The following is an 11,529-nucleotide window of genomic DNA, read 5'->3' on the forward strand; positions in this document are numbered from 1 at the left end:
ACTTTGTGACGTTCCCCTCTTGCTAATCTATTCCAAAAGTAATATTTACTATACTAGCCTACTTAAGACAAATAGAACCGGCTGTTTTATTTGTCCTCCTGCATTTCTTATTTCATTAAATAGTTTCCAGATAGGTGTACCTATTTCTCCATAATTAGAGAATAAGATAATTCTATTTGCTTGTTCTCGGGTTGCCCTCAAATCAACTAACCATTTTTTTAAGCTTTCCCAATTACGCTGTATTCCATCATCAGGAGGATTTACATCTTCATATAAATCTATCTTTACGTCTTCTAAGGAGATATTTTTATTTATTTTATTTTTATTTACTTTATTTGCGATCGCTAGGTTATCGCTACCCAATTACTCTGTTATTTTTTTGTTATGCCATCGTATTTGATTACCTTTTTTCCCTGCTTCTGATAAAGCTTTTTTCTTATCAAGATAAATTTGCATTCTTCTATTAAGACTCTCGGAAAAGAAAAATCTGTCATCACGAACAATAAATAACCCATAAGAGAAGACAACCGCTTTCATCTTTTCTGCTGTCGTATTATATCTTCTAGCTAAAGCAGGAATTAATTTGATCGGGTATCTAAAATCAGGTTGTTCTCTTAGAGTCTCAACAAGTACCCAAAATATACCATACCCTTCTAATCCTAATTGTTCTATTAATAACACACATTTAGGATCATCCTTAGCATTACAATCATGGGGGAAATAATATGCGTCCTTTTGCACCCTCATACTTTCAGCATATTATTATTTTGCCTAGCAGCTTCCAACAATTCTGACCTCAAATAGAAAACTCGATTGCCTAGTTTATATTTACTAATAATACCTTTCTTAGACCAGTTAATAATTGTCTGGACAGTCACTTGAAAGAGATTAGCAGCTTCTGTCTGAGATAATCTATCTTTCTCAAATTGGATTTCTTTGGGAAGAATTAAGTTTTGAGGAGTTTCTTCTTGATTCAATTTGATTACAATCGAACCATCTGTGTTAAGCTGTATATTTTCAACAGCCTTGAGTTGTTTGAAATTTGTTTTTGCCATGTCAAATTATTTTTAATGAATTTGGTGGCAATTTATAAAGTATGCGATTACACTATTCTACACTATTTAATAACATGTTGTGTTTTTCTATAAATTCGGGTGAAAAACAACAAATCTTTCCAACTTCCTGTCCAAAATCGTTAAAGTTTTTGTTTACCCTATCTTTTCTTGTTAAGTACGATTTTATAGAGTCATAACTTAGAGATGTTGATTCGGGGAAATAATCAGAAAGCACTTCTATAAATTTTGTCACATTTCTAATACAGAATATATCTGTAGATAGGTCTTTGTCATATTTCAAGAAATATAGTAGTAGAATAAATTTGCGATTAAGTTCTTTATTTGCTTTTATTGTTTCAATAAGTAACATTCTTACATAAATAGCCTCTCCATATCCAAACTCCTGTATATTTTTCTTTTGCAACGTACTTATAAATATATGAATATGTTTTTTAGATATTTCAGGGTTAAAATTATTAAACAATAAATATATTTTCTCTTCAAGCAATTTAATATTAGTAACACTACCTGAATCTAAATAACTAGTCAGATAAATTTGATTTGTTGCAAATTGGATTGACTTTAAATTTCTGTCAATTAAATCTTTCGTTAATATATTAATTTTGATATTACAATCTTCTATATAGATAAAAGGTATTCCACAAATCCCACTATGGTTTATATAGCAATCACTTAATAACACTTCCATTCGATACATAAGAGAATCATCATAGACTACCCCTATATGGGACAAAATATTATCTGCTTCTGATTTGGGATATACCATATATGCCCCTACAGCGTCTATTATATCTAATGTTTGATGTCTTAGAGAATCATATTGCTCCCCTTTTCTATTGTATGCTTTCGCTTTAATTTGCTCCCGTTGGAGTGTCCATAATCGGTGCAAACGTGTACAAATACAAGTAATCTGCTTTTCATATACCTCATTAAATATAGAGGTCGGTGTGAGTTCTAAGAGCCGTTCTTCATATAAGAACATCAAAGAAGCTAGCTTGCTTATTGCTTTTGGATATTCAAAATTAGAAAAAATATAATCTATAGATTTATATCCTTTCTCACATAGGATATTAGTAAATTCAAGTCCTTCAATAAGATAATTAGTTCCACATTCATTTTCATTAAAATTGACTTTTTCTAATATAAAATGTATAGCAGATTCTATCTCCAGTAAACTATGGGAATAATCAACTAAATCCAACATCACATTTTTTAAGTGAGCATAACTTGTATATTCTTGAGGATTAAAAGATTTCAAGAATACCGCTAACAATGGAGAGTGTCTATTATCCTTATTCATAACTTATCCCAAGTATTTTTCATTTATCTAAAATAGAAGTCTAGTCCTTCCAGTGGATTTTGTTCAAAATATCTTTTATTCTTGTGTGTTTTATTTGCAAACTCGAAAATATTTTTAATCCTATCCAAATCATTTTTTGATGGAGTAGCATATAAACTCGTAGCCCGAACTCTCCATGTTTCAACGTGTTGCTTGCCAATATTTCTTATATTTTCATTATTGTCAATAGTAGCTATCATTAAATCTGATAGAGCTTCCCATCCCCCAATTTTATTAAATAAGTTTAGCATAGAAATTTTAAGTTCTTCATTCCCTTTTTCATAACACTTTTGAGCGATTCCGAGCACTTCTCGACTATAATTAGTTGAAAGAAAGTCTATAATAATTCGTCTTAACCCAACAATTGTAGTACCAATATTTGCTATTGCGTAGTTGTAAGCACTTTCTTTATCAAGCTTTATCAGAGCTAGCAACGCAGCTTTCTTTATCTTAACCTTTTTTGAATACAGATATGCCTCGACTGTTTTAGAATATTGACAAGCATCAACTTCAGCTAAACCAAGTAATGATCCGACAATTTGATTGTCGTTTTGAAGCTGTAAGTTATAGAACTCGGCAAAATCAAATGCTGAATCTTTTAGTGTGAATCTAGCCAAATGCCTTATTGAACTGGATTCGTCAGCTAAAAAATCTATTATTACAGTTGAGAAATCTTCTCTCTCTTTTAAAGCATAGAGTGTATTAAGTCTAATTTTTGATGATTTATCTCTTAACAATAGACTAATATCTTCTTCTTTTAATTTGCCAAAATGATTTAAAGCTAAATTTCTTATTGTAAAATGCTTATCTTTCAATAAAAGACTCAATTCACTAGTATCTCGAAGAGAAGACGAGATATGTTTTGCAATTAAGAATCTTAACTTATCTGGATATTTTCTATAATTAGCTATCGTATAATCTCTATTTGTTAATATTATGAACTCAATAAGGCTATTATAAATATCGTCAAGATTTATTCGTTCTACTTTCTGTAGCCATTCAATTACAGGAAGATTTTCTATCAAATCATCAATATACTCCTTTGTTATGTAATTTGACAAAGCTTTTTTTGCAGATTCACGTACTGGCAATACCCAATCAGCAAGCCTATAAATTAAGAATCGTATAGCCTTAGAATTCGAGATTTTGGATAAACTTAGTATTGCTTTCTCTCTAACATAGCCATTGTGATTTAAAGAGCTTACAGCTAATAAGTATGCTAATTGTTCAGAAATAAATTTATCAGCATAATAATCTGTATCCTTTGTGCTTATTTCACAGTATTTTAGAATATTATAGTATTCTTTTTTATTCTTAATCTTTCCGAATAAATGAATAATTGTACTACAAGCCTCTTCTCTGACTAATTTATTCTTGCTTTTCAAAACAAAGATTATACTACTAATATCATTCGGAGAACCATATTTTGCCACTTTATCTAGCGCTGCAAGTTTCTCTCTAGTAGTATCTTTCGATAAAAAAAGAGTTTTATCAGGCTTCTTGAGAATCTCAATATATTTCCAGACTACCATCTCTTATAATTGTTTTTTTATAGTTTATCCCAAGTATTTTCCATTTGTTTTTTAATCTCTTGCTCTGCAATCTTTACATAGCGATTGAAAGATGCATCACGCTTATGTCCTGTTACACTCTTTACAAACCGTTCGCTCATTCCTAAGATAAGAGAAACAGTAGCAAATGTTTTTCGCGCTGTATGGCTTGTGATTAATTCATATTTTGGTAGTGTAACATCTTCTCTCCTACTGCCAACGTATCTTGTAATTGTAACAGGTGTATCAAGTCCTATTTCTTTGCAACACTCTTTGATATACTTGTTCAGTTTTTGAGAGGATATCGAGGGTACAGGCTCAAATGGGGTATCTTTATATTTATCAAGTATGCCTTGACTGAATTTATTCAAAGGGATTACATGGTCAGTTTGTTTCGTCTTTTTAATATTTAGCTTAATATAATCCTCATAAATATTCGATGGTTTTAAGTTCTGAATATCTGAAAATCGCAATCCCGTAAAACAACCAAAGCAATAAAAATCACGAACTTTAGATAGTCTTTCAGACTTAAACTCAAAATTATATAGAGTCATCAATTCCTCTGTATTTAGAAAGATTACTTCTATTTCTTCTTCGGGAGCTTTAAATTTAGAATATTGAGTATTGGTATGGTAGTTTCGCTCTTCTGCCCAAGACATAAAACGCTTTATGATAGAAACTATCTTTGAAAAATAATTATTCCGAACTCCTTTTACTTCAAAGGCAAATTCTCTTAGCTCTTCATAAAATTGATTATTGATATTATCCAATATAATTTGTGTACCTCTATGTTCTGCAAAGTCTTTTAAGAAGTTCAGAACGGTTATACGTCCCTTGGAGGTATTGGGGGAAGATACAGGGCGATTAGTCTCTATAAACTCATTAAAAGTGTCGAAAAAGTCATGTTCTACATTGATCTTCTGCTTTTGCTCCAACTTATCGAGAATAAATTCTTTCGTCAATTCTATCTTATTGAGCAAAGCATAACGCTCTATATCTCGAATACGTTCTTCAAGGTCGTCTAAAATTTGATTATACTCTACATGGAAATTATAATCTTCGGTCTTATAGTTCGCACGAATACGCATCCGCTTATCCTTCCATTGATCGGGTTTTGTATTTACTCCTTTGATGGATTTCTTTATCAGTTGCCCATTGAATGTAATGTGCATCCGTATTGGTGCTAAACCATTTTTGTTTAACAGTTCTTTACGTAAATAAAATGAAACTTCCATACGTTTATTTATCTCTCATAAATTATCAAATTACATTCATCATCTAATACAGCTAATAATTTTTCGTTTACTTGTATTGGTTTATTAAAGAATCCTTGTCCTTCTTTCCTTGTTTCATGCCAAATTATTTCTGCCTTTTCAGTATCGAAAATGCCAAATGCATTGGGAGTTGTGTCGACTAATTTATACATCCCTGAAAAGAATAATAAATTGGGTTCTTCTTGGCGAAAACTACTTCTATTAATTCGCCATCCATCTTCCCACTTACCAAAGTCTCGTTTCATTTTTCCCGTCAATGTATTCAAGTCAACTTCAAAATAATAACGGAACGCGAAAGATTTTAACACTCCTGCATTTTGATCTAAATGGATAGTATATACTGAGAATCCTAACCTACTATCTCCTTGCAATCCTAAAAAAGAAGGAATATCTTCTATGTGATATACTAAATTCCCTGTTACAATATCAATCCCTAAAAAACTGTTTTGACTTGCATAAACCCAAAGGATATTATTATAAATTCCTATTATTTGCTCTATTTCCGGTTTTCTTTCTTCGCCAAAGTGATTAATATAGTATGGAAAATCTGATATAGAAAACTGCCAAATCTCAGTGCCTTCAAGATTGAATAATTTAATCGATTGATCCTGTTTTGAGAATAAATAATTATCTAAAAAGAAAAGATTTTCATATAGCCATTCCGAAAACATCAATTCATTCTCCTTAATATTGAATAAATTAGATATATACAACATAGCATCATAATCGAAATCCATAACAACAATTAAATCTGATACTATACATGGTTTATCCACATCATAGGGTATTGTTTCTATATATTTTGATCTAAAATCGTATATTTCACCTTCTCCACTATTGTAACGAATTACCATCTGATTTTCATTCAAGTATAGATATGTAATGTTGCTATCCTTGTCAGATTCAAATAAGAAAACACATAATCTTTTTTCAAACACATACTCATAGATTAACTTTCCATCAAAATATATACATGTTTTATCATCTAAATGAATAAATTTAATATCATTTTTCTCTAGCAATATTTTCATTTTACTCTACCTTTATCTTTACATCAGTCTAATTGATTGATGCCAGTTAGCTCTGTCTTAAAATTAATCATAATCTTAGCATCTAAATATCTTGCCATTCCTAATAAAATATCAGCAATATCTCTGGTCATATCTTGTTCCAATGTAATAAAAAGCTCTTTTTCATTTATTCGAAATGTTATTGAAAAAGTTTTTAAATCCTCAGTAGATTTATTTATACTATGAGCTATTATTTTATTTAATGAGTGTAAGAGTATTTTTTTAGCCCAATCTTCTAACTCATTAGCAACAGACAATTCCTCTTGACCTCTTTTAGTATGTTCATGCCAAATAAAATGTTGAGGATGGTTTTCTATAAATGTCACCCATCTTTCATAATCAATTCCATCACTATTATTTGATGGTACAATTTCAATTAAATCACTTTTATTAATCTTCATGAATATTTTTATCTCTCCCAATTTATTAAGGGATAAAAATAGGGATAAATTTTAGATTATATAGGATTAAAAAGGATGAAAAATAATTTTTATAATAAACTGATATTGAGAATCAACTAATTAAAAATTATCAAAAGTAGTTTTGATATTAAGCCACTCCCGCTCCGAGTACAGAAAAGGATTTTTTAGTTTTTTGACTAAGAAATCCTTTTTATTTTCCACAACAATCACCTATATCACAACTATTTACATTAAAGAAACGGTTTATTAAAAGAGGTTCGATATGGAATTTTTGTGTTTCGCGATTTCATTCTCAATCTCATCAAAATCAAATAATCTGTTGTACATAAAACTATAGTTATGAAACAACGAAACCCACCTTGTAAAGAAGCGTGGGTTTTGTTGCTATAAATATTCTTATCTGTAAAAACAAAGAGCTTTATTTTAAAATCATCCTTCTTTTATTTTTACTAATAAGTATATATTAATCAATACCTGTATCGATAGAATACTCGATATAATTCAAATATAAATCAGAGATCTAATCATTCATTGTAGACTTTTCTGTAGCGATAGTTCTGACTAAATTTTCACCAATACCGATACGATATCCGACTGAATAATAGAGGATACCTCCATTATTGTTCAAATACAGCGTTAGTGGGAAATTATCATGAAGATCTATTTGCAGCGCTCCTGTTATCTGCCCCAACAATGTCCGTGCATTGTCGATTGACCAAGTTGTTTTTGCAGGTAAGCCTCCAAATACCGCAGGATCAAAAGTTTCACTCATTTTATCATCTGGTACCATGAAAACAATACCACCGCCCCATCCATCAAGAGCGGCAGCCTGTGCTGGCAACTCCTGTAGAATATGCTTAGTTGGCTCTTTTCCTGGATCAGCAAAACAAAGTACGACTCCATTTCCTTCAGATAACTCTTTCAAAGTTTTCTTATTTCCATCTTTAAGCTGAATGATAGAATTCATATCAACTATACCCATAACCTGCATCTTACCTTCAGGTTCGGGTAAAACGATTTCTATCGTTTTGTTCTCATTTTCTTTCAGTTCAAAATAATTGATATTTGCTGTCACCGAACCATCATTGGCACGACTGGCAACCATATATTTGTAATATCCGACATCAAGCGTTAGAGAAGCAGGAAACTTTGCCAAATTAGGGTCATAAGAATAGTTGAGAGTTTTGAAAATCCCATCTTCATAACGTGCAATGCTAAAGTGACTTCCATAAGATGGAGTTACTATATTTTTCGGAGAATTGGAAAATGTTATTTTACCTGTCGGCTGAATTACTTTTTCGACAGGTTTTTCAAAAAAGACATCGACCCAATTACCATTTTCATAATATTGAATTTTAGATGTAGCCCGCTCTATACGAGCTGGAATTCCATAAGCACGGCAAAGTGCAACAAAGAAAATATTACGTGAAATTTTATCCGATACTCTCAGTTCATACACGCCCCAAGGAGTAATACGACAATTATAATAGTTATCAATTGTATTGATTTCAATACTGTCTTTTACGAATTTAATTACTAGAGAAACATCTTTCTGTGCTTTTTTAACTTTTTCTTCATTTACTACGGAGTGAATTTTCCCTCTCCAAGGTGTAATCAATTCTCTATCAATACGAGGAGACAATATATATTCAGCAATCATATCAGAAGGTGTTCCTTCTTTTACCCCAAAAGCCAAACCATTGTTCAGGTGGTCTTTCAGATACTCGGAAGGTGTATCCCGAAGGTCTTTTTCATACAATACATTCAAGAATGGAATTAGGTAAGGATTATCCTTCTCATCTTCAATAAATGATCTGATATCTTTCCAGTTACCTTGAGCTGCCGATAAAAACTTAAATATATCCTTTTTGTCAAGCTTAGTTTCCAAAGCAAGTAACTCTGCATCTTTTTCGGTTGCAAAAGTACTCATGTATACATTCCGAATAGAGTCTTCGTGAGCCAATCGTACCGCATTAATTCTGATCTTCTCTTCCGAAACTTTAGGAGCAGGAGCTTCTTTGGGTGGATTCATCTCTATAGTTTCTTGATATTCTTCTCCGGCATTACGGTCTAACATCACTGTAACAATCTTGTCATCAGGGCTTGACTTTATGTATCCGTAAAAGTTATCTTTATTAGCCCAGACAAGAATATCTCCAAAACCAGAAATAACCGAAGCCATTCCATACTCATCAGTTCTTGATTCGGCTATCGGATAAAATTCGGCCGAATTGTAGACATTAAATTTCACAACAGCTTCTGATACCGGCTGATTTTCAGAATCAACAACTTTCACTTCAACCTTTCTTGTCGGAGCATATATATCCATCAGATTGATAGTAGTACTCAGGTCCGTTTTTTTATTATACTCTTCAGTTCCATTGTATAGACCTATTACGTTGGTAAGCATCATCATACTACGTTGGGCAGGAGATGTAAACCATGCCATATTCAGCTCAGGTTCGGGTTCACAGGCTCCAATATAATACCATTTTCCGTCAGCCCAAGCTTCTACCCACGCATGATTGTTATCGGTATGCACCCAACGTGGAGTATAGGCATCGCGAGCCGGAATTCCAACAGCACGTAAAGCTGCAATCGTAAATACAGTTTCTTCGCCACAACGTCCCCACGAAGTTTTAGCCAAAGCCAAAGGAGCCGAAGTCCGTCCGTCTGTAGCCCGATATGTAACTTTCTCGTGGCACCAGTGATTCACTTCCAAAATTGCGTCATACATTGACATTCCTTTGACACGATCTTTCAGCTCATCGAAAAATACTGTACGAGCTGAATCCAAGTATTCGTTACTTGAACGGTGAACCAAAACAAAATGACGGAATAAATCGTCGGGAACTTTTTTACCCCAATCAAAATATTCTCTTGCCTTGAAAGCCCCCTTTACCTGTTCGTAAAAAAAGCCGCCGTCATAGTCAGCTAAATCAGTTAGTGGCATATATGCATATAGAAATTCCAAAGCTTCACGTTCCTCCAAACTCATTTCGGGATTGTCGAATACCGAAAACAGCACTTCACTACGATTTTTTGCCAATTCTTTACGTTTAAGGAATTGTTCATGTACTTTTTCTCTGTACTCTTTATCTTTCAAAAAATGGTTCTCTGAGCATGATTGCAAAATAAATGCGATCAAAAACAAAGAGACAAATATTAGTTTTCTTCTGATCATTATTTAGTTTCAATTAATTCTTTATACTAATAAATATATCCTGACTGACATATAATTAGGCAGTCAGGATATATGGTATTGTTATTATCAGTCTGTACAAAATTTCAATTTCATTCAGACTTTAACTGCAGAAATTAATATTTATTCTGTATTATTTCTCCTCCACTTATTTCTATTTCAATCTGAGGAATCGGCAATATTTCAGCTCCCTTCTTGAAATCTTTAAACACTTTCTCACCCCATCCGATGCGGGCAATGTCGAAGAAGCGAAATCCTTCCATTGCCAATTCCAGATGACGTTCGTTAATGATATCTTCAAAAAGCTGATCTCCGGTCGATTCTATATATTCCAATTTAGCTCTACTTCTGATAAGATTAAGATATTTTCTAGCTTCAGGTTCTTCATTGGTCAATACACATGCTTCGGCATAGTTTAGATAAACTTCTGCTAAACGAATTAATCTAAGATTTAGTGGCTGGTTGTTTCCATAATTTTCTTCTCTTTCACCAGGACCTAAATATAATTTACGGTTGTAGAAACCGGTTCTGTCTCCAGATATTGGCTTAGCCTTAGGGTTTGCTGCCAATTCTATCTGAGTAACTTCAAGACTATCTATCAATGTCGCTTTTTTTCTAACAGTATCGCCTGCTTTATCAAAAGCTTCAGCCAATGACTTGGTTGGTTGTGCGACACCAAATCCGATAGTAAGTTCGCGAGGCATAGACATCAATACATGACGATTACCATTATTTACATTCCAAGATGCTTGGTCTGGAGAATTATACATATTAACTTCAAGAATCGATTCCGACCCATGTTCTCCAGCTGTCAAAAATTGATGTTGATAGTCATCTACCAAATCATATTCTTTTAGTTTAAATAGTTCTTTAGCTGCTTCTTTAACTTTATCATATTTTTTCTGATATAAACAAACACGTGTCAGCATCGCATATGCAGCACCTTTCGTTATTCTTCCGGCATATTTGCTGTAATCTACCTCTTTTTTCGAAGGTAAAACTGCAGCAGCTTCTTCCAAGTCCTTTTCTATGTAGGCGTATACTTCTTCGGCAGTCGATCTAGACAATGTCTTATGGTCTAATCTTAAGACACCATCATAATAAGGAACTCCACCAAAAGTTTTAACCAACTCGAAATACGAATATGCTCTAAGGAACTTAGCTTCGCCTATCATCTGCTCTTTGTTGTATTTATCGTATACAACACCTTCGCTGTTGTGTTCGAAATCATATAACAGCAAATTGGCTTTGTTAATACATTGATAAGTCTGAGAATATTTATTTAAAATTTCTCCGTGATGCGCTTGATATTGGTATTTCTCCATCAAAGCAAAAGACTGAGCATCATTGTTCGAACCGCTATATGTAGCATCGTCAGACAAGACGTCGCCAAAAGCATTTATCGACCAAGTGTATCGGAAGTCTTTCATATCAGAATATGTAGCCGTTAACCTTAGAAATGCTTGTTTTTCTGTTTCTATTTTACCTGCAATACCATATCCCAGTGGATCTGTATCCAAATCTACACAGCTACTACTGATAAATAGCAAAAACGTATAAAATGCAATTAAAAGTTTATTTATTTTCATGATATTT

General features: G+C 32.7%; 10 protein-coding genes. All 10 read right to left on the reverse strand.

Annotated features, from left to right (window positions below; all coding sequences use genetic code 11):
• Window positions 1-48: 48 nt before the first annotated feature.
• Entirely contained in the window at window positions 49-363 is a 315-nt protein-coding gene (locus C1A06_RS03935) for a hypothetical protein (protein WP_101688936.1), read from the reverse strand.
• Window positions 364-747, reverse strand: coding sequence for a Lin1244/Lin1753 domain-containing protein (locus C1A06_RS03940; RefSeq protein ID WP_101688937.1), 384 nt, complete (start codon window positions 745-747; stop codon window positions 364-366).
• The gene (locus C1A06_RS03945) at window positions 744-1,055 is read right to left on the reverse strand and encodes a helix-turn-helix domain-containing protein (RefSeq protein ID WP_101688938.1); all 312 of its coding nucleotides are present in this window, start codon (window positions 1,053-1,055) and stop codon (window positions 744-746) included. Before C1A06_RS03945 ends, C1A06_RS03940 begins: the two co-directional genes overlap by 4 nt.
• 52 nt (window positions 1,056-1,107) lie before the next feature.
• Window positions 1,108-2,376 carry a hypothetical protein gene (locus C1A06_RS03950; RefSeq protein ID WP_101688939.1) on the reverse strand — a complete coding sequence of 423 codons (1,269 nt, stop codon included), beginning with the start codon at window positions 2,374-2,376 and terminating at the stop codon, window positions 1,108-1,110.
• Between the two features lie 23 nt (window positions 2,377-2,399).
• Entirely contained in the window at window positions 2,400-3,947 is a 1,548-nt protein-coding gene (locus C1A06_RS03955; RefSeq protein ID WP_101688940.1) for a HEAT repeat domain-containing protein, read from the reverse strand.
• Window positions 3,948-3,964: 17 nt separating this feature from the next.
• The gene (locus C1A06_RS03960) at window positions 3,965-5,200 is read right to left on the reverse strand and encodes a site-specific integrase (protein ID WP_101688941.1); all 1,236 of its coding nucleotides are present in this window, start codon (window positions 5,198-5,200) and stop codon (window positions 3,965-3,967) included.
• 8 nt (window positions 5,201-5,208) lie between these two features.
• On the reverse strand, window positions 5,209-6,270 hold the full coding sequence (locus C1A06_RS03965; protein ID WP_101688942.1) for a hypothetical protein: 1,062 nt from the start codon (window positions 6,268-6,270) through the stop codon (window positions 5,209-5,211).
• Between the two features lie 23 nt (window positions 6,271-6,293).
• The gene (locus C1A06_RS03970; RefSeq protein ID WP_101688943.1) at window positions 6,294-6,710 is read right to left on the reverse strand and encodes a hypothetical protein; all 417 of its coding nucleotides are present in this window, start codon (window positions 6,708-6,710) and stop codon (window positions 6,294-6,296) included.
• Window positions 6,711-7,251: 541 nt separating this feature from the next.
• Window positions 7,252-9,837 carry a transglutaminase domain-containing protein gene (locus C1A06_RS03975; RefSeq protein ID WP_245871999.1) on the reverse strand — a complete coding sequence of 862 codons (2,586 nt, stop codon included), beginning with the start codon at window positions 9,835-9,837 and terminating at the stop codon, window positions 7,252-7,254.
• A gap of 212 nt (window positions 9,838-10,049) precedes the next feature.
• Complete coding sequence (locus C1A06_RS03980; protein WP_101688945.1) at window positions 10,050-11,522, reverse strand: RagB/SusD family nutrient uptake outer membrane protein; 1,473 nt, start codon at window positions 11,520-11,522, stop codon at window positions 10,050-10,052.
• Window positions 11,523-11,529: the final 7 nt, after the last annotated feature.

It is taken from the genome of Dysgonomonas massiliensis, from assembly GCF_900240225.1.
GTDB classification, from domain to species: Bacteria; Bacteroidota; Bacteroidia; order Bacteroidales; family Dysgonomonadaceae; genus Dysgonomonas; species Dysgonomonas massiliensis.

Coding starts and splice junctions, on each gene's coding strand:
- C1A06_RS03945 (WP_101688938.1), bottom strand. CDS start 1,055: ATGGCAAAAACAAATTTCAAACAACTCAAGGCTGTTGAAAATATACAG.
- C1A06_RS03965 (WP_101688942.1), bottom strand. CDS start 6,270: ATGAAAATATTGCTAGAGAAAAATGATATTAAATTTATTCATTTAGAT.
- C1A06_RS03970 (WP_101688943.1), bottom strand. CDS start 6,710: ATGAAGATTAATAAAAGTGATTTAATTGAAATTGTACCATCAAATAAT.
- C1A06_RS03960 (WP_101688941.1), bottom strand. CDS start 5,200: ATGGAAGTTTCATTTTATTTACGTAAAGAACTGTTAAACAAAAATGGT.
- C1A06_RS03950 (WP_101688939.1), bottom strand. CDS start 2,376: ATGAATAAGGATAATAGACACTCTCCATTGTTAGCGGTATTCTTGAAA.
- C1A06_RS03980 (WP_101688945.1), bottom strand. CDS start 11,522: ATGAAAATAAATAAACTTTTAATTGCATTTTATACGTTTTTGCTATTT.
- C1A06_RS03940 (WP_101688937.1), bottom strand. CDS start 747: ATGAGGGTGCAAAAGGACGCATATTATTTCCCCCATGATTGTAATGCT.
- C1A06_RS03955 (WP_101688940.1), bottom strand. CDS start 3,947: ATGGTAGTCTGGAAATATATTGAGATTCTCAAGAAGCCTGATAAAACT.